We start from the raw sequence: 19,341 nt of genomic DNA on the forward strand, positions 1-19,341 counted from the left end.
TAATAATTATTCATTTAATCTTAGATGAATAATAGAGGGATTTTGATATTAGAGGAAATGAATCATTCTTATTGATAATAAGAAAAACTAATGGCGATAAAATAGGAAAAAATAAAGTGCTAGTAGGATTAATAGGATGAAATAGCCATACTCACCAATAGCATAAAAATAAAATTAGACCAAATTGTGACATGAGGTGTTACCACAATTAGTGCAGTAATAAATAAGATAATACGTACTCGTTTTTTCTCTGCTTTATTGGAATACCGCAATAATAAGAGCGCCAAAGCAAACACAATATAACTATCAACGTAATGAAAAATGAAAAAGAAGCTCTTTAAGATTATCTCCATCTTTAGTATCCAATCCCTTTTACCATCTGTGTTATCTTATTATTTCTCCTGTCTTATCATACAAAAAAAGCCACGTTATTAACGTGGCTCTATGTCATTTATTCTTGTGAGACTATTCTGCTTTCGCTGTCGCACTTTGTGTTTGATGCATATAAACATCCATTTGTGGGAATGGAATACCGATATTATTCGCGTCTAATGCACGTTTAAAATCTTCCATTAGATCCCAATAAACAGGCCATGCATCACCATTGGTTGTCCAAACACGTACCACAAAGTTTAATGAAGATGGAGCCATTTCATGTAAACGGATAGTCACTCCTTGATCATGTTGAATACGTTTGTCTTTAGCAACAACGTCACCCAACACTTGTTTCACTTTATCAATATCAGCATCATAAGCCACACCAACAATAATTTGTGTACGACGATTTGGCTCACGACTTAAGTTGATAACTTCACTACTGATAATTTTGCTATTTGGAATAACAATAATTCTGTCATCGGCTGAGCGTAATGTGGTTGAAAAAATCTGCACATCTTTCACTGTACCTTCAACAGAACCGATCATCACATACTCATCAGTACGGATCGGACGGAAAATAACAATCAGTACACCAGCTGCAAAGTTAGACAGCGAACCTTGTAATGCTAAACCAACAGCTAAACCAGCAGCACCTAATACAGCAATAACTGATGCTGTTTGAACCCCTAATCGCCCTAATACCGCAATTAAGGTAAAAGCAACAACAGTGTAACGAACTAAAACAGATAAAAATGTCACAACAGTAGCATCAATATGGCGCAATGTAAGAACTCTTGCGACACCTTTACTGATCATTTTTGCGACAAAAAGACCAATAAACAGGATCAAAAATGCAGCTACAATATTCACAGCATATTGAATAAAGAGATCTTGATTTGCGACAAACCAGCCTGTTGCTTCATCTAAACTAGCGGGTAATTCATTCATTAGACCACCTTTTAAACTTAAAAACGTAATGAAAAGAATAGTAATTCAATAGTATATTCTGGCAGATTTATTCAAAAAATACATAGGGATTGTTAATTCCCTCTATTTTCCAGAATAAATAACCGATATTTTTGTAACATGGTAGCAAAATCATCTAAACCACAAAAAGAGATGCTTTCGTTATCGTAATAGCTCATCCCCTCTTCCATTTCATCTGTTTCAAAATGCAAAGTATTAGCTCTTACCATCACTTCTTCGTCATCAATAGAAAGACTGTATTCTTTACCGATAAGTTCCCACTGTCTTTCACTACCTTTAATACCTTCCATTTCTTCAAGAATTTGATCGATAAGACTAATGTCGCCCTGAATTTCATCATTCAACCAATAGCCTATTGCTTCATGATCCATCGAAAAACGGGCTAGTATACCGCCAGTGAGATCTCGCTGAAATTCATAATCCATGGTGTACGCCCCTTATAAAGCTCTTGCTTTTTTAATAAAAAAATATCTTATTCTTATTATGACAAAAATAACAAAAAACGGGAGGCATTTGCCTCCCGCTTGTTCATATTAAATACTTTAAAGCAATAAATTAACTATTATACCGTTGTTTGAAAAATAACTTGGTCTGCTTTATCGGTATATTGCTCTAGTTGGTCAAAGTTTAAATAACGATACGTATCTTCTGCAGTTTCATCCACTTTATTCATGAAATCCAAATACTCTTGCGGCTCTGGTAAACGACCTAGTAATGAAGCGACTGCCGCAAGTTCCGCAGAAGCAAGATACACATTAGCACCGGTACCTAAGCGGTTAGGGAAGTTACGTGTCGAGGTTGAAACGACAGTTGCACCATCAGCAACACGTGCTTGGTTACCCATACATAGTGAACAACCCGGCACTTCGATACGTGCTCCGCTCTTACCAAAGACGCTATAATAGCCCTCTTCCGTTAATTGCGCTGCATCCATTTTTGTTGGTGGAGCAACCCATAAGCGTGTTGGTAATTGACCTTTATGTTGATCAAGCAGTTTACCTGCAGCACGGAAGTGACCAATATTGGTCATACAAGAACCAATGAACACTTCATCAATTTTGCTATTTGCCACTTCGGATAATAAGCGAGCATCATCTGGATCGTTAGGCGCACATAGAATTGGCTCTTTGATCTCATTTAAATCAATTTCGATCACTGCTGCATATTCTGCATCTGCATCAGCTTCAAGTAATTGCGGATCTTTCAACCAATTTTCCATTGAAGTGATACGACGTTCAATCGTACGACGATCGCCATAACCTTCAGCAATCATCCATTTCAGCAAGATGATATTAGATTGCAGGTACTCAATAATTGGCGCTTTATCCAGTTTAATAGTACAACCCGCCGCTGAGCGTTCTGCTGATGCATCAGCAAGCTCAAATGCTTGTTCTACTTTCAGTTCTGGTAAGCCTTCAATTTCAAGAATACGACCAGAGAAAATATTCTTCTTACCTTTTTTCTCAACTGTCAGTAAACCATCTTGAATTGCGTAATAAGGAATAGCATGAACTAAATCACGCAGTGTCACACCCGGTTGCATTTCGCCTTTAAAACGTACCAGAACAGATTCCGGCATATCTAATGGCATAACCCCAGTTGCCGCAGCGAAAGCTACTAGGCCAGAACCGGCTGGGAAGGAGATACCAATAGGGAAGCGAGTATGCGAGTCACCGCCTGTACCGACAGTATCAGGTAGTAACATACGGTTTAACCATGAGTGGATAATGCCATCGCCCGGGCGCAGTGAAACACCACCACGGTTCATAATAAAGTCTGGCAAAGTGTGGTGCGTTGTAACGTCTACCGGTTTTGGATAAGCCGCGGTATGACAAAATGATTGCATTACTAAATCAGCAGAGAAACCAAGGCAAGCCAAGTCTTTTAGCTCATCACGAGTCATTGGACCTGTTGTATCTTGTGAACCTACTGAGGTCATTTTTGGCTCGCAATATTCGCCTGGGCGAATACCTGTACGGCCACAAGCACGGCCTACCATTTTCTGAGCTAGCGAGAAGCCACGGTTGCTTTCTGCAACTGATTTAGCGTGACGGAACAGAGTGCTAACAGGTAAACCTAATGATTCACGCGCTTTAGACGTTAATCCACGACCAATAATCAATGGAATACGACCACCAGCACGAACTTCATCAATTAATACTTCGGTTTTCAGTTCAAAGGTTTCCAGTAACTCATTCGTTTCATGGTTACGAATTTCACCTTTGTATGGGTAAATATCAATGACATCACCCATATTTAATTTAGAAACATCAACTTCGATAGGGAGTGCACCTGCATCTTCCATAGTATTAAAGAAGATAGGCGCGATTTTGCCACCAAGAACAACACCACCACCGCGTTTATTAGGAACGAAAGGAATATCGTCTCCCATAAACCAAAGCACAGAGTTAGTTGCTGATTTACGTGATGAGCCAGTACCTACAACGTCGCCAACATAAGCCAAAGGGAAGCCTTTTTTATTTAACGCTTCGATTTGTTTGATAGGGCCTACACTACCTGGTTGATCTGGTTCAATGCCTTCACGCGCATTTTTCAGCATTGCTAAAGCATGTAATGGAATATCAGGACGAGACCAAGCATCAGGTGCTGGAGATAAGTCATCAGTATTGGTTTCACCAGTGACTTTAAATACGGTAACAGTAATTTTTTCTGCTAATTCAGGGCGCTCAGTAAACCACTGTGCCTCAGCCCAAGATTGCATGATTTGCTTAGCATAGACGTTACCTGCTTTCGCTTTTTCTTCAACATCATAGAAGTTATCAAACATCAGTAATGTATGAGAAAGTGCTTTAGCTGCTATTGGCGCTAATTTATCGTTATCCAAAGCGTCAATTAACGCATGGATATTATAGCCACCTTGCATGGTGCCTAATAATTCAACTGCTTTTTCTGAAGAGATAAGAGGTGATGTGGTTTCGCCTTTCGCGAGGGCAGTTAAAAAACCCGCCTTAACATAAGCAGCTTCATCAACTCCAGGTGGAACGCGGTTAACAATTAAATCAAGAAGAAATTCTTCTTCACCTTTAGGGGGATTTTTTAATAGCTCAACAAGTGCGGCTGTTTGTGTGGCATCGAGAGGTTTTGGAACGACACCTTCAGCTGCACGCTCTGCTACGTGCTTACGGTAATCTTCTAGCACGACTGTCTCCTCGCTTCTTTGTCATTTTGTATAACCCGGCTGTCTGCACCCTGTCTATAGGGTTCCAGGTCAGAGGATCTTTTGCTCGCATAAAACATAAGTGGTTGTGAGATTATGCCCAGCTAAGGGTATCAGCATAGCAAATCTTCAACACGATGTTAATTCGTTCACATAAAAGTAACATTAATCAAATTCAAATATCTACTTATTCAGATTAAAACACTTAAACAAAATATATAAGAAACATTTTTACCCAGTTTTTTAGATAAAATACTATAAAGAATCTATAGATATGAATAGAAATATACTATTTAAGAGAAAGCTTACTAAGCGCTGATAAGAATTTGAATAATATTGATTTGTTATAAAATGAACCTTTTCTACAGGCAGAAGCTACCTACTTAAAAAGTGTTATTTTATTTAAAATAATATATTAGCTCTATTTAGCTCAAACAATGAAAGATAAAATATCTAATTAATCAAATACATGATTGATCACAGCTGCAATTATAGATGTTCCAATCGCAACTAAAACCAAATCATTTCCTACTATTTTCCATTCATACCCTTGATAATAAGGTAATTGATTTAACATATTATTTGGGATGTTTTTTTTCATGATCCCAGGAGGGAGTGGTTTCCCTCTGACTAAATTTTTAGCTATACCCGGTGGCAGAGATTGATAACCAACAATATTATTTTTTATGGCTAAGATCCTTGCATCTTTATAAGTTAAAGAAACAGACACTAGCCCATTACTATTAATCATTATTTCAGATGATAGCCCATCGTTTTTATTGGAGTTTATATGGTTATTATTCTGATAATGTCGTGCATTCCCATTCCCATGTCCATGGGGAGGATTAGCTAAAGAGCCTAAAGAAAAGCTCACCATAAACAACAATAGAAAAAAACGAAAAGAAGTGTGTTTGCTCATCATATATACCATCCAAAAATCAGATCATAATAAAAAAATAGAGTAATAAACGCTTAAGTACAATTTCTCATATTCTGATAATATTACGACTAAGCATATATAACTAAAAAACACCTTTTTTGAATAAAAATCATAACCACCCGTAAAACGGGTGGTTTGCTCTTGCCCTATAAGGGCTTATTACCGACTGCGCCTAAATGACGCTGCTTTCTCTTCGTTCAAGCTAAGTGTCTTTGCTACTTTGGCTTACCCCTTGAAGGGGTTCTCATATTCTTTACTACTCAATTTATCCGAGATTAAATCCGACTTTTCTTGTTCTCTGATATACTTTTGAATTGTGGCTTCGTTTAGCCCCACTGTTGTGACATAGAACCCTTCCGCCCAAAACTTTCTGTTGCCAAATTTATATTTTAGATTGGCATGTCTATCAAAGATCATTAGCGAGCTTTTACCCTTCAGATATCCCATAAAGCTTGAAACACTTATCTTCGGCGGAATACTCACTAACATATGGACATGATCTGGCATGAGGTGACCTTCGATTATTTCCACACCTTTATACTTACAAAGGTCTCTCAGGATCTCACCTATACTTGAACGAATATTATTAAAAATTACTTTCCGTCTATATTTCGGCGAAAAGACGATATGGTATTTACACAGCCACTTTGTATGCGCTGAGCTTTGTGCTTTAATGCCCATAAACACCTTTCCTTATTTAAGTTACGAATATTAGCTTGAACATCTATATCGTAACGGAAAGGTGTTTTTCTTGGTATAACCCTTGAACGCCACCTGCAAAGCAGGTGGTTTTATGTTTAAGACGCTAGCGCGACTTAAACTGGCTAAAGCCATAATAAAAAAGAGCCAAGTTCTATAAAGAACTTAGCCCTTATCATTTAAACTACTTTAGTAAACTGTTTTCAGCAAAACTATTTTCAGTAAAGCTGTTTTCAGTAAACAAGTTGCTTATTTTTTCTTTTTCGCTTTTGGATTTGGTAGGTCAGTGATACTGCCTTCAAATACTTCCGCAGCCATACCGATTGATTCGTATAACGTTGGATGAGCGTGGATAGTTAATGCGATATCTTCAGCATCACAACCCATTTCAATTGCCAGACCGATTTCACCTAACAGTTCACCACCGTTAGAACCAACAATTGCACCACCAATAACACGGTTAGTTTCTTTGTCGAAAATCAGTTTAGTCATACCATCTGCACAATCTGATGCGATTGCACGGCCTGATGCTGCCCAAGGGAAAGAAGCCACTTCATAGCTAACGCCTTTCTCTTTCGCTTCTTTTTCAGTCATACCAACCCATGCAACTTCTGGTTCAGTATAAGCGATTGATGGAATAACTTTAGGATCGAAGTAGTGTTTCTTACCAGAAATAACTTCTGCTGCAACGTGACCTTCGTGTACACCTTTGTGAGCCAGCATTGGTTGACCAACGATGTCACCGATAGCAAAGATGTGAGGTACATTAGTACGCATTTGTTTATCAACATGGATAAAGCCACGATCATCAACTTCGATACCTGCTTTACCTGCGTCTAATAGTTTACCGTTAGGTACACGACCGATAGCAACTAATACTGCATCGTAACGTTGTGGTTCTGCTGGGGCTTTTTTGCCTTCCATTGTTACGTAGATGCCATCTTCTTTTGCTTCAACCGCAGTTACTTTAGTTTCTAGCATCAGGTTAAATTTCTTGCTGATACGTTTGGTAAATACTTTAACCACGTCTTTATCAGCAGCAGGAATAACCTGATCAAACATTTCAACTACGTCAATCTGAGAACCCAGAGAGTGATAAACCGTACCCATTTCCAGACCGATGATACCGCCACCCATAACCAGTAAACGCTCTGGTACAGTTTTCAGTTGCAGTGCATCTGTCGAGTCCCATACACGTGGGTCTTCATGTGGAATGAATGGTAATTCGATTGGACGTGAGCCGGCAGCAACGATTGCATTATCAAAAGTGATGGTAGTTGTACCTTCAGCACCTTCAACAGACAATGTATGAGAACCAGTGAATCGTGCTTCGCCATTAACGACAGTAACTTTACGGCCTTTAGCCATGCCAGCTAAGCCACCCGTTAACTGAGAAATAACTTTATCTTTCCAGATGCGAATTTTGTCGATATCTGTTTTTGGCGCGTCAAATACAACACCGTGTTCAGATAATGCTTTCGCTTCTTCGATAACTTTAGCAACGTGGAGTAACGCTTTAGAAGGGATACAACCCACGTTCAGACAAACACCACCTAAAGTAGAGTGACGTTCTACTAAAACTGTTTCTAAACCTAAGTCAGCGCAACGGAACGCCGCGGAATAACCCGCAGGGCCTGCACCCAGAACCACTACCTGTGCTTTAATTTCAGTACTCATCGTGACCTCATTATTTATTTGTCCGGCGAGTCAGACGATAATCCATATTTAACACCGAGACTTACATACCGCATGCAGTTTACAGAAATGTTAATAAACTGAAAAGCGCTCTAACATGACGGATCTCACAACCTAAGATGTATGACTGTAAAATCCATCACTGTAATCAGAGAAACCGGCGCTAAGCACCGGTTTTAAATTACATTACCAAACGACGTAAATCGCTCATGTACTGATTAATCAGAGTGATGAATCGAGCACCGTCAGCACCATCAATCACACGGTGATCGAAAGATAATGACATTGGTAAAATCAAGCGTGGTACGAATTCTTTGCCGTTCCATACTGGTTTCATAGAAGAACGGGAAAGTCCCATAATCGCAACTTCTGGTGCGTTAACGATTGGTGCAAAACCGGTAGTACCGATACCACCAAGGCTAGAAATAGTGAAGCATCCGCCTTGCATATCTGCTGCTGTCAGTTTACCTGCACGTGCTTTCTTAGAAACTTCAGCTAACTCATAAGACAGTTCGATAATGCCTTTTTTGTTAACATCTTTGAAAACAGGAACAACAAGACCGTTCGGTGTATCTACAGCAATACCGATATTGATGTATTTTTTCAGGATCAGTTTCTGTCCATCTTCAGAGATAGAGCTGTTAAAGCGTGGCATATCCGCCAGTGCTTTCGCTGCTGCTTTCATTACGAAGACTAACGGAGTGATCTTAACATCCAGTTTTTTCTTCTCTGCTTCTTTATTTTGCTGTTTACGGAATTCTTCAACCTCAGTGATATCTGCTTCATCAAACAGATTTACGTGAGGGATCATCACCCAGTTACGGCTTAAGTTAGCGCCAGAGATTTTCTGGATACGGCTTAATTCAACTTCTTCAATTTCACCAAACTTACTGAAGTCAACTTTTGGCCAAGGTAACATGCCTGGTAATCCACCACCTGCATTTGCTGGTGCAGATTCAGCACGTTTAATTAACTCTTTCACGTAAGACTGAACGTCTTCACGTAAGATACGACCTTTACGACCAGTACCTTTCACTTTCGCTAAATTCACACCGAATTCGCGTGCCAAACGACGAATAACAGGTGTTGCATGAACGTAAGCGTCATTTTCAACAAACTCTTCTTTCGCTGCTGGCGCAGTAGCTTGTGCTTTAGCAGGTGCTGCCGGAGCAGAACTTGCTGGCGCTGGCGCAGCTGCCTCTGGAGCTTGAGCAACAGGTGCTGCACCGGTAACTTCGAAAGTCATGATCAGTGAGCCAGTTTTCACTTTGTCGCCCACTGCAATTTTGATCTCTTTAACCACACCAGCAAATGGAGCTGGAACTTCCATTGAAGCTTTGTCACCTTCAACAGTGATCAGTGATTGTTCTTCAGAGATGGAATCACCTACTTTCACCATCACTTCAGTAACTTCAACTTCGTCATCACCGATATCAGGAACATTCACTTCTTTCACAGCAGATGCTACTGGTGCAGATGCAGTTGGTGCTGCTTGAGCAACAGGTGCGCTACCTGCAACTTCAAATACCATGATCAGAGAGCCTGTGCTCACTTTATCACCGGTTGCAATTTTAATTTCTTTCACTACGCCAGCAAATGGTGCTGGGACTTCCATTGAAGCTTTGTCACCTTCAACAGTAATCAGTGATTGTTCTTCAGCAACGCTATCGCCCACTTTTACCATTACTTCAGTAACTTCAACTTCGTCACCACCGATATCTGGAACATGAACTTCTTTCAGTGCAGCTGTTGCAGGCGCTGCTACTGGTGCAGGAGCTGTGGCTTGAGCTGGTGCTGCTTGTGCGACATCTTCTGCTTCAAAAATCATGATAAGAGAACCCGTTTGGACTTTGTCGCCCACGGCAATTTTAATCTCTTTAACTACACCCGCTTGTGGTGATGGAACTTCCATAGAAGCTTTGTCACCTTCTACGGTGATTAAGGATTGTTCTTCCTCAATGCGGTCGCCCACTTTCACCATCACTTCGGTGACTTCAACTTCATCAGCACCGATATCTGGGACTTTAATTTCAATAGACATTCACTTTACCTCTTACGCCAGACGTGGGTTTACTTTTTCAGGGTTGATGTTGTATTTTTTGATTGCTTCTTCAACAATCTTCACATCAATCTCACCACGTTTAGCTAATTCACCTAATGCAGCAACAATCACATAAGAAGTATCAACTTCAAAGTGGTGACGCAGGTTTTCACGGCTATCAGAACGACCGAAACCATCTGTACCTAATACGCGGTAATCATCTGCTGGCACATAAGTACGAACTTGTTCAGCGAACAGTTTCATGTAGTCAGTAGATGCAACTGCTGGCGCATCATTCATAATTTGAGCGATGTATGGTACACGCGGTGCTTCAGATGGATGTAACATGTTCCAACGTTCACAATCTTGACCATCACGAGCCAATTCAGTGAATGAAGTTACGCTATAAACATCAGAACCAATACCGTATTCAGCAGACAGGATTTGTGCTGCTTCACGAACGTGACGCAGAATAGAACCTGATCCCAGTAACTGAACTTTACCTTTCGCACCTTCCAACGATTCCAGTTTGTAGATACCTTTACGAATACCTTCTTCAACACCGGCTGGCATTGCTGGCATATGGTAGTTTTCGTTCAGTGTAGTGATGTAGTAATAAACGTTTTCTTGTTTATCACCATACATACGTTCTAAACCGTCTTGCATGATAACAGCCACTTCATAAGCGAATGCTGGATCATAAGAGATACAGTTAGGAATAGTCAGCGATTGAATATGACTATGACCATCTTCGTGCTGTAAACCTTCACCGTTAAGTGTTGTACGACCTGAAGTACCACCTACTAAGAAACCACGAGCTTGTTGGTCGCCTGCTGCCCAGCATAAGTCGCCAATACGTTGGAAACCAAACATTGAGTAGTAGATATAGAATGGGATCATTGGCAGATTGTTAGTGCTGTAAGATGTTGCAGCCGCTAACCAAGATGCGCCAGCACCCAGTTCGTTGATACCTTCTTGCAGAATTTGGCCTTTAACGTCTTCTTTATAGTAAGCAACTTGCTCACGGTCTTGAGGCGTATATTGTTGGCCATTCGGACTATAAATACCGATTTGACGGAACAGACCTTCCATACCGAAAGTACGTGCTTCGTCCGCAATAATTGGAACTAAACGATCTTTGATAGATTTATTTTTCAACATTACGTTCAGAGCACGAACGAATGCGATAGTTGTTGAAATCTCTTTAGATTGTTCTTCCAGTAATTGGCTGAAATCTTCCAGTGCTGGGATATCCAGTTTTTCTTCAAAACGTGGACGACGAGCTGGCAGGTAACCACCTAAATCCTGACGACGTGCATGCAGATATTTGTACTCTTCTGATTCTTTATCAAAAGTAATATAAGGCAGATCTTTGATTTGCTCATCAGCAACAGGAATATTGAAACGATCACGGAAATGGTGAACGCCATCCATGTTCATTTTCTTAACTTGGTGAGCAATGTTTTTACCTTCTGCCGTTTCACCCATACCATAACCTTTGATGGTTTGAGCTAAAATAACAGTTGGTTGATTTTGAGTATCTTTTGCTTTTTGGAATGCAGCAAAGACTTTCTTCGGATCGTGACCACCACGGTTTAATGCCCAGATTTCATCATCAGTCATATCTTTAACTAATGCAGCTGTTTCTGGATAACGATTGAAGAAGTGCTCACGAACATAAGCGCCGTCACGAGATTTAAATGTCTGGTAGTCACCATCCAGAGTTTCATTCATTAATTGAATGAGTTTACCTGAAGTGTCTTTACGCAGAAGCTCATCCCAACGATCGCCCCACATTACTTTGATAACGTTCCAGCCAGCACCCGCGAAGATACCTTCTAATTCGTTAACAATTTTACCGTTACCTGTAACTGGGCCATCAAGACGCTGTAAGTTACAGTTAATCACGAAGCACAGGTTGTCTAATTTTTCGCGAACTGCGATGGTGATAGCACCTTTAGATTCTGGTTCGTCCATCTCGCCATCGCCTAAGAACGCATAAACAGTTTGTTTAGTCGTATCTTTTAAGCCACGGTGATTCAAATATTTCAGGAATTTAGCTTGATAAATTGCAGATAGTGGTCCCAGACCCATAGAAACTGTTGGGAACTGCCAGAATTCAGGCATTAATTTAGGGTGCGGATAAGAAGATAAACCTTTACCACCAATCTCTTGACGGAAGTTGTTTAATTGCTCTTCAGTTAAACGTCCTTCTAAGAATGCACGAGCGTAGATACCTGGGGAGATATGGCCTTGGAAGTAAACCAAGTCACCACCATCAGTTTCATTTTGCGCACGGAAGAAGTGGTTAAAGCACACTTCATATAAAGTTGCAGAAGATTGGAATGACGCCATGTGTCCGCCGAGTTCCAAATCTTTTTTGGATGCACGCAGAACCATCATTACTGCGTTCCAGCGAATAGCAGAACGAATACGACGCTCTAATTCCAGATTGCCAGGGTAAGCGGGTTCATCTTCAGCAGGAATGGTATTGATATAATCACTGTGTACAGAACCGCCTAAAGCGATATTAAGACCACCATTACGGGCTTGTTTTAATACCTGATCAATCAGGAACTGTGCACGCTCAACACCTTCTTCACGGATGACCGAGTCGATCGCTTGTAACCAGTCGCGAGTTTCGATCGGATCCACGTCATTTTTCAGCATATCTGACATGGTGTATTCCTTATCTGTTATCTGTTTTTAATGGTTATGGGAGCCTATCTTCCCGTTATACCCATCTGATATGACGGGAAGATAGGCCCTGCTGTTATTACCGCTTCCCCTGAAAATCACAGGGCGATAGGTAGTACAGACTCAGCGGTCAGGATCTGTGCTACTAAAATAAATCAGGATGTTGTTGTAGCCGGCGCAGAGAGCGCTCACGGCGAGTATGTTCACGACTCATATCCAACAAAACATCTTCAATAAAGGCCAAATGGCGATGTGATGCTTCACGCGCAGCTTCTGGCTCTCTATTAATAATAGCCTGATAAATTTGACTACGATGCTCACTTACTGCAGTTAACATCTCTTTACGAGTGTAAAGAAACTCAAAATTCTGGCGGATATTTTGCTCAAGCATTGGCACCATGCATCGTAATAGATGCAATAAAACGACATTATGAGCAGCTTCCGTGACAATTAATTGATATTGCAATACAGCTTCAGACTCAGCGGCTAAATCACCCTTTTCATGGGCTTTCAAAATACAATCATGGCTAGCTTTGATACGATCAAGATCTTCATCAGTACCACGTAATGCAGCGTAATATGCAGCAATACCTTCAAGTGCATGACGAGTTTCTAAAAGATCAAATTGAGATTCGGGATGTCCGCTAAGCAGTTGAGCTAAAGGATCACTAAAACTTTGCCAGAGATTGTGCTGAACAAAAGTACCACCGCCTTGGCGACGGAGTAAAAAACCTTTAGCTTCTAATTTTTGGATAGCTTCACGCAATGAAGGACGAGATACATCAAATTGCTTCGCCAGCTCACGCTCAGGTAAGAGTTTTTCTCCTGGGCGCAGAGTACCTTCTAAAATCAGATGCTCAAGCTGTTGCTCAATAACATCAGAAAGCTTAGGTTGGCGGATTTTTGTATAAGCCATATTGCTGGAAGCCATTATTGGATAACTATTACCTTAGTGATTGAGTTGTCAATTGGTAATACCAATTTAATATAACGGATAATAAAGTAACAAAGTATTCACTAACTGTCCATACAGTTGTTGAGCGAAATCATAAAAACCTGCAAATTTTAACAAATTATTTTAAAAATTCATCAAAAGTGATAACCAGATCGCATTATCTAGAAACGTTAAAAATAAATTTTTTAACGTTTTTTAAACACATAAACAGTCAAACTGAAGCGTGACAGCAATATTATTTTGAATTTAAATTCTAATTAAGTGAGTTAAAATGCAATTTCGGTGGTTATTTTGTTAACAAACTGCGGTAATAGGCCCAATCAAAGTGAGGCCCCGGATCGGTCTTTCTATTTGGTGCAACATCACTATGCCCAGTAATGTTCTCTTTAATGGCTGGATAAAGAGCAATAAGCGATTGAGTAATCTTCACTAATTGTTGATATTGCTGCTGGGTAAAATCGCACTCATCAGTGCCTTCAAGCTCAATACCGATTGAAAAATCATTACATTTTTCTCTGCCTTTATATAAAGAAACGCCAGCATGCCACGCTCTTTCAGTAAAAGGCACATATTGCACAATTTCTCCATCACGCCGAATCAGACAATGAGCCGATACTCTTAAGCTAACAATCTCACTAAAAAATGGATGATCTTGCTCTGATAATGTATTAGTAAAAAGTTGGTCAATATAAGGCCCACCAAATTCACCTGGAGGTAAACTGATATTATGAACAATTAATAAAGAAGGGATCTCACCTTCAGGTCTCTTATCATGATTAGGTGAAGGAACCTGTCTAGCATCGATTAGCCAACCTTGTTTAATTTCCACATCAACCCTCTTTTATTTTGTTTTAGCCATTATCAATAACTTTTTTAACTCATACTCATCAATAAATGCGAACTTTCCCTCAATAATAAAGGTTAAATATGTATATCTCCTTTTTCTTTTCGATATTTTACTCAAACTTTATCTTATCTATTCGCTAATAAAGTCTTTTTTTTTCATACTTCTAGTGTCTATTACTCAAGGAGGACGCTAGATGAATGTACTTAATTATCACTCTAATGAAAATGGTTTTACCCTTATGGAGCTTATGATTGTGATTGCTATCATTTCAATTTTAAGCTCAGTGGCTATTCCCGCCTATCAAGGTTATATCCAAAAAGCCGCATTAACCGATGTCTTACAAACACTGTCTCCCTATCGTTCTGCGGTAGAATTATGCCGTTATGAAAATGAACCTCAACACTGTAATTCTGACTCCTCTTTTATGCCGCAACAATTTCGTAGTCGATATTTATCCGATATAAATGTGTTACACGGTGTGATTAGTGCAACAGGGAAAACTCAGCTTGATGGTCTGACAATCACAATGTCGTCAGAGAAAGGAGTTAACGACCTCGTTCCGGTATGGAAAACACAATGTTCAACAACAAATCTTACGTTGCAAAAACAGTGTAGTGAGATTTTAAAATCATATTAGGGCTTTAATATAAAGGGAGCACTCATATCGAGTGTTCCTGATGCGCATTTTAAACATTGAAGACAACACAGATAAGTCAGAAAGTATTAAAGAGGTGAAGAATGGATATCACACACTCTGCAACAGAATTTATTGAGCATCTATTACGTACAAGTATTTTAAAGCGTGTCTCTGATTTACATATAGAACCACAGCAAATCAATGTAAGAATTCGAGCCAGAATAGATAACCATTTATATCTATTTTCACCACCTCCAAATGAATTTTCTGAAGAAATAGTGACTCGCTTAAAGGTACTCGCAAACTTAAATATTGCAGAAAAGCGGTTACCTCAAGATGGGCAGTTTAATTGGTCTTATCATGAAAAAAACTATTCAATACGAATTGCGACACTTCCCACATTATATGGCGAAAAAGTAGTTTTACGGCTTATCAATAATTTACAACAACCGGAATTAAATCACCTGGGCTTTCAACCCTCACATTTAACACTATTAAAGAAATATTTAAATTTACCGCAAGGAATGATTTTAGTTACAGGGCCTACGGGAAGCGGAAAAACGCTCACACTATATAGTTGTTTACGTTATTTAAATAAAGAAAACCTAAATATAAATAGTGTTGAAGATCCGGTTGAATTACCTCTAAAGGGTATTAATCAGATCCAAATTTCCGAAAAATCAGGGATCTCATTCACTACAATATTACGGGCACTACTACGCCAAGATCCTGACATTATTATGGTAGGTGAAATACGTGATCAATCGACTGCTGAAATGGCAATAAAAGCAGCACAAACAGGACATCTTGTATTATCAACCTTACATACTAATTCGGCTTCATCCACATTAATGCGTCTATATAACTTAGGAATTGAAAAAGATCTTATTCACTCCTGTGTTAGCTTAATTATTTCACAACGATTAGTTCGTTGTTTATGTCCACACTGCAAAATATGCCTACCCAATAAACAACATATAAATATAAACAAAGAAATGATCGAACTACCAAACTGGCAAGCTGTTGGTTGCCAGCAATGCTGTTCAGGCTATAACGGAAGAACGGCTATTTATGATTGCTTTGAGCCCTTAAAACAAACACTCTCATCCCCTTACCACTTACTCTATTCCGGCTTTTCATTAATTAAACAAGGAATAACGACACTTGAGGAGGTTTATCAAACACTAGGGGATATTGAATGAGATTACAGCTAATTTATCGCTATGAGGCATTAACCTATCAAGGAGAATGGTGTACTGGAAAAATACTGGCATCCTCTAATAACGAGGCATTTATTAAACTAACACAACAACAAAAACTCCCCATAAAAATACGTTTATTCAAAATTGTTTTATTTCAAGATACTGATAAGCAATATCGAATTCAATTATTCGAACAATTAGCTCTATTACTTCATTCAGGTTTAGCACTTCTTCCTGCATTAACACTATTAAAAGACGAATGCCGTTACTCACATTGGCAATGCGTATTAGAAGATATCATTTTCAACTTAATGCAAGGAGGTTCTTTTTCTAAACAATTAACTCGTTATCCACTTTATTTCCCAATTGCACTGAGTCGCTTTATTTTTATTGGTGAAGAAAGTGGAAAGTTAGATGAAGTTATTACGCTTCAAATAATACAATTAAAGAAACACCGAGAGATTATTAAAAAAGTCAAAAAAGCCTTTAAATACCCAACCTTTTTACTCACTGTATTAGCTTTTATTACCAGTATTATGTTGCTCTATGTTTTACCAGAATATCAGTCTTTATACAGTTCATTTAATACAGAACTTCCTATATTAACACTCTCCTTAATTACTTTTTCTCAATGCTTTACTGATTATATCAGTATAATAGTGTTTATCTTTATAGGATTAATAGTTGCTTATCGCTTAATTCGACACTCTTTTTCACTATTGTATTTTGTTGAGCAAACTTTATTTCTTCATATTCCTTATTTAGGTAAGCTTTTAAAGTATCAGCAATTACACCTTATTTTTCAGATAATAAGTATTACACAACAAGCTGGATTGTCTTTATTACAAGGTTTAAAGATAGGAATAGAACAACTTACACACCCTATTTATAAGCAAGTACTTTCTCAAATGAGCGACCACATTATGCAAGGTAAATCGTTGAGCTTATTTATGAAAAATGAACCTCTTTTTACGCCTATTTGTTATCAATTTATCAGTTGTGCAGAAAACTCGGGGCAGTTGCTCTATTTTTGTCAGCAATTAAGTGATTGGTTTTATCATCAACTTGATGAGCAATTAAATACCATTAGTGTTTGGTTAGAACCAATACTGATGACGGTCATTGCATTAATTATTGGCACATTAATCATTGCTATGTATCTTCCCATATTACAGTTAGGTGATACTATACAGTAAGTCACAAATTTTATGAGTAACATGCTGTTATTATGTGTAGCACTAACTTATTGATTGATGGTAATTCTGTTGCGCATTATGAGGTAGGATGTCAGGGTAGCAGAAAATCATCTATCATAATAACCGAATAAAACCCAAATATTGCGGTTATTATCTTGTGATAAAAACAAAATTAGGCTTTAGAATACCTAGACTAATAGTAAATTTTAATTCATTAAAGACAGATAAACACAAATGGCTTATACGGTTGCTCTTACAGGCGGAATAGGTAGTGGTAAAACTACCGTTGCTAATGCTTTTGCCTCATTAGGTGTACCGCTCATCGATGCTGATGTTATTGCTCGATTAGTGGTAGAGCCTCAATCTTTAGGATTAAATGCATTGCATCAGCATTTTGGTGACTGCATTTTGCTACCCGATGGTTCATTAAACCGAGCACAGTTGCGCCAGATTATTTTTGAAAATAATGAAGAAAAAACTTGGGTTAACAATCTTCTTCACCCATTGATACAGCAAGAGACTCAAAGACAAATACAACAGATTAAAGCGCCCTACTTTATTTGGGTTGTTCCATTATTAGTCGAAAATAAATTAACGCATCTCGCCTCTCGTGTTCTTGTTGTCGATGTTACACAAGAAGAGCAAATAGAAAGAACAATAAAACGAGATGGCGTTAGTCGAGAGCAAGTTCTCAATATTTTAAAAGCTCAAGCTCAAAGACAAGAACGATTAGCCGTCGCTGATGATATTATTGAAAATCACGATAATAGCCAAAATATGATTGGAAAAGTTAAGCAACTCCATCAGCATTACTTAGAATTAGCTCAACAAGCGTTACAGGACAATTGTCATGAGTGATGACATCACAACAATCATCTTCGAACATCCCCTCAATGAAAAAATGCGTTCATGGCTTAGAATTGAAAACTCATTGATTCAAATTAACAGTTTTCGTGCAATTGATTCATTACCCACAGCACTCTCGTTTTTTCGTGCGATATCAGAATTTATTGAAGTCCTTGATCGTGGAGAAATCCGTGCTGAATTACTTAAAGAATTAGAAAAAAGACAAAAGAAATTACAGCAATGGCTTTCATTTCCTAATGTTGATAAAGCGATTGTCACTCAAATTATTGATGAACTAGCTGAGAATGCAGTCGTATTAAGTAAAGCCCCTCGCATAGGTCAGCATTTAAAACAAGATAAAGTCATTAGTTTAGTCAAACAACGTCTAAGTATTCCTGGTGGATGCTGTAACTTTGATGTACCAGCATTACATTTATGGTTAAATTTACCTCAAGCAACTCGTGATGAAAGATTACAAAGCTGGCTGGCAGGTTTATTACCATTACAAAATGCATTAAATAGTTTGCTCATGCTTATTCGCCAATCAGATACATTTAAACCTGCTCTTAGTCACCGTGGTTTTTACCAAGACAGCGCTGAAGAAGGTGAATTGCTACGTATTAAGATAGCCATTGACCACCAAATCTATCCTCAAGTTTCAGGGCATAAAAATCGCTATGCGATCCGCTTTTTACCACTTAATAGTGAAAATGGAACCGTACCTCTAGAGCTACCTTTTGAGATCGCTTGTTGCTAACATTATGTTTATTGATATGAGCATAAATAGCACCAATGAGATCTAGGAGAGATAATGAGCGAAGAATTAATTGTAAAATGTCCAACCTGTCAAACAGAAGTTGTTTGGAATGAAAGTAGCCCTTATCGCCCTTTTTGTAGTAAGCGTTGCCAACTTATTGATTTAGGCGAATGGGCTGATGAATCAAAACGTATCCCAAGCCAAAGCGATATTAATGACAGCGATGATTGGAGTGAAGCGCCACAACAAGAGCCTAAAGACTTTTAATGTGCCGATCTGAACATAA

General features: G+C 38.8%; 17 protein-coding genes. 6 read left to right on the top strand and 11 right to left on the bottom strand.

Annotated elements, in window-relative coordinates; translation table 11 throughout:
- Positions 1 to 128: 128 nt before the first annotated feature.
- The 11 genes from GWJ01_RS07950 to ampD form a co-directional block, all read right to left on the bottom strand.
- Complete coding sequence (locus GWJ01_RS07950) at positions 129 to 353, bottom strand: hypothetical protein (RefSeq protein ID WP_109392885.1); 225 nt, start codon at positions 351 to 353, stop codon at positions 129 to 131.
- A gap of 112 nt (positions 354 to 465) precedes the next feature.
- Complete coding sequence (gene mscS / locus GWJ01_RS07955) at positions 466 to 1,326, bottom strand: small-conductance mechanosensitive channel MscS (RefSeq protein WP_109392884.1); 861 nt, start codon at positions 1,324 to 1,326, stop codon at positions 466 to 468.
- 92 nt (positions 1,327 to 1,418) lie between these two features.
- Positions 1,419 to 1,790: a YacL family protein gene (locus tag GWJ01_RS07960; RefSeq protein ID WP_098942207.1), complete on the bottom strand. Its 372-nt coding sequence runs from the start codon at positions 1,788 to 1,790 to the stop codon at positions 1,419 to 1,421.
- A gap of 137 nt (positions 1,791 to 1,927) precedes the next feature.
- Positions 1,928 to 4,525, bottom strand: a complete 2,598-nt coding sequence (gene acnB / locus GWJ01_RS07965) for a bifunctional aconitate hydratase 2/2-methylisocitrate dehydratase (RefSeq protein ID WP_109402596.1) — start codon at positions 4,523 to 4,525, stop codon at positions 1,928 to 1,930.
- A 475-nt stretch (positions 4,526 to 5,000) separates the two neighbouring features.
- Positions 5,001 to 5,465, bottom strand: a complete 465-nt coding sequence (locus GWJ01_RS07970) for an anti-virulence regulator CigR family protein (protein WP_109402597.1) — start codon at positions 5,463 to 5,465, stop codon at positions 5,001 to 5,003.
- 243 nt (positions 5,466 to 5,708) lie between these two features.
- Positions 5,709 to 6,164 (bottom strand): IS200/IS605 family transposase, encoded by a 456-nt coding sequence (gene tnpA / locus GWJ01_RS07975; RefSeq protein WP_156733366.1) that lies wholly within the window; start codon positions 6,162 to 6,164, stop codon positions 5,709 to 5,711.
- Positions 6,165 to 6,431: 267 nt separating this feature from the next.
- A complete protein-coding gene (gene lpdA / locus GWJ01_RS07980) occupies positions 6,432 to 7,859 on the bottom strand; it encodes a dihydrolipoyl dehydrogenase (RefSeq protein ID WP_075670832.1) in 1,428 nt (475 codons plus the stop codon).
- Between the two features lie 199 nt (positions 7,860 to 8,058).
- On the bottom strand, positions 8,059 to 9,918 hold the full coding sequence (gene aceF / locus GWJ01_RS07985; RefSeq protein ID WP_109401548.1) for a pyruvate dehydrogenase complex dihydrolipoyllysine-residue acetyltransferase: 1,860 nt from the start codon (positions 9,916 to 9,918) through the stop codon (positions 8,059 to 8,061).
- A gap of 12 nt (positions 9,919 to 9,930) precedes the next feature.
- Positions 9,931 to 12,597: a pyruvate dehydrogenase (acetyl-transferring), homodimeric type gene (gene aceE, locus GWJ01_RS07990; protein WP_109392881.1), complete on the bottom strand. Its 2,667-nt coding sequence runs from the start codon at positions 12,595 to 12,597 to the stop codon at positions 9,931 to 9,933.
- A gap of 163 nt (positions 12,598 to 12,760) precedes the next feature.
- Positions 12,761 to 13,531 carry a pyruvate dehydrogenase complex transcriptional repressor PdhR gene (pdhR, locus tag GWJ01_RS07995; protein ID WP_075670940.1) on the bottom strand — a complete coding sequence of 257 codons (771 nt, stop codon included), beginning with the start codon at positions 13,529 to 13,531 and terminating at the stop codon, positions 12,761 to 12,763.
- 325 nt (positions 13,532 to 13,856) lie between these two features.
- A complete protein-coding gene (ampD, locus tag GWJ01_RS08000) occupies positions 13,857 to 14,399 on the bottom strand; it encodes a 1,6-anhydro-N-acetylmuramyl-L-alanine amidase AmpD (protein WP_109392880.1) in 543 nt (180 codons plus the stop codon).
- Positions 14,400 to 14,610: 211 nt separating this feature from the next.
- Between ampD and ppdD the strand changes: the two genes are divergently transcribed.
- The 6 genes from ppdD to yacG all read left to right on the top strand — a co-directional run bounded on the left by ppdD (position 14,611) and on the right by yacG (position 19,322).
- A complete protein-coding gene (gene ppdD / locus GWJ01_RS08005; RefSeq protein ID WP_109392879.1) occupies positions 14,611 to 15,054 on the top strand; it encodes a prepilin peptidase-dependent pilin in 444 nt (147 codons plus the stop codon).
- Between the two features lie 101 nt (positions 15,055 to 15,155).
- On the top strand, positions 15,156 to 16,256 hold the full coding sequence (locus GWJ01_RS08010; protein WP_161710948.1) for an ATPase, T2SS/T4P/T4SS family: 1,101 nt from the start codon (positions 15,156 to 15,158) through the stop codon (positions 16,254 to 16,256).
- Complete coding sequence (locus tag GWJ01_RS08015) at positions 16,253 to 17,452, top strand: type II secretion system F family protein (protein WP_109401546.1); 1,200 nt, start codon at positions 16,253 to 16,255, stop codon at positions 17,450 to 17,452. The genes GWJ01_RS08010 and GWJ01_RS08015 overlap by 4 nt, the downstream gene beginning before the upstream one ends.
- 234 nt (positions 17,453 to 17,686) lie before the next feature.
- Positions 17,687 to 18,310, top strand: a complete 624-nt coding sequence (gene coaE, locus GWJ01_RS08020) for a dephospho-CoA kinase (RefSeq protein WP_109392876.1) — start codon at positions 17,687 to 17,689, stop codon at positions 18,308 to 18,310.
- Positions 18,303 to 19,055, top strand: a complete 753-nt coding sequence (zapD, locus tag GWJ01_RS08025; protein WP_109392875.1) for a cell division protein ZapD — start codon at positions 18,303 to 18,305, stop codon at positions 19,053 to 19,055. The genes coaE and zapD overlap by 8 nt, the downstream gene beginning before the upstream one ends.
- Positions 19,056 to 19,109: 54 nt before the next feature.
- Positions 19,110 to 19,322 (top strand): DNA gyrase inhibitor YacG, encoded by a 213-nt coding sequence (yacG, locus tag GWJ01_RS08030; RefSeq protein ID WP_088494938.1) that lies wholly within the window; start codon positions 19,110 to 19,112, stop codon positions 19,320 to 19,322.
- Positions 19,323 to 19,341: the final 19 nt, after the last annotated feature.

Origin of the sequence: Proteus sp. G2618 (assembly GCF_009915995.1) — a bacterium.
GTDB lineage: Bacteria > Pseudomonadota > Gammaproteobacteria > Enterobacterales > Enterobacteriaceae > Proteus > Proteus terrae.

Coding starts and splice junctions, on each gene's coding strand:
- GWJ01_RS07950 (WP_109392885.1), bottom strand. CDS start 353: ATGGAGATAATCTTAAAGAGCTTCTTTTTCATTTTTCATTACGTTGAT.
- mscS (WP_109392884.1), bottom strand. CDS start 1,326: ATGAATGAATTACCCGCTAGTTTAGATGAAGCAACAGGCTGGTTTGTC.
- GWJ01_RS07960 (WP_098942207.1), bottom strand. CDS start 1,790: ATGGATTATGAATTTCAGCGAGATCTCACTGGCGGTATACTAGCCCGT.
- GWJ01_RS07970 (WP_109402597.1), bottom strand. CDS start 5,465: ATGATGAGCAAACACACTTCTTTTCGTTTTTTTCTATTGTTGTTTATG.
- tnpA (WP_156733366.1), bottom strand. CDS start 6,164: ATGGGCATTAAAGCACAAAGCTCAGCGCATACAAAGTGGCTGTGTAAA.
- lpdA (WP_075670832.1), bottom strand. CDS start 7,859: ATGAGTACTGAAATTAAAGCACAGGTAGTGGTTCTGGGTGCAGGCCCT.
- aceF (WP_109401548.1), bottom strand. CDS start 9,918: ATGTCTATTGAAATTAAAGTCCCAGATATCGGTGCTGATGAAGTTGAA.
- aceE (WP_109392881.1), bottom strand. CDS start 12,597: ATGTCAGATATGCTGAAAAATGACGTGGATCCGATCGAAACTCGCGAC.
- pdhR (WP_075670940.1), bottom strand. CDS start 13,531: ATGGCTTATACAAAAATCCGCCAACCTAAGCTTTCTGATGTTATTGAG.
- ppdD (WP_109392879.1), top strand. CDS start 14,611: ATGAATGTACTTAATTATCACTCTAATGAAAATGGTTTTACCCTTATG.
- GWJ01_RS08010 (WP_161710948.1), top strand. CDS start 15,156: ATGGATATCACACACTCTGCAACAGAATTTATTGAGCATCTATTACGT.
- GWJ01_RS08015 (WP_109401546.1), top strand. CDS start 16,253: ATGAGATTACAGCTAATTTATCGCTATGAGGCATTAACCTATCAAGGA.
- coaE (WP_109392876.1), top strand. CDS start 17,687: ATGGCTTATACGGTTGCTCTTACAGGCGGAATAGGTAGTGGTAAAACT.
- zapD (WP_109392875.1), top strand. CDS start 18,303: ATGAGTGATGACATCACAACAATCATCTTCGAACATCCCCTCAATGAA.
- yacG (WP_088494938.1), top strand. CDS start 19,110: ATGAGCGAAGAATTAATTGTAAAATGTCCAACCTGTCAAACAGAAGTT.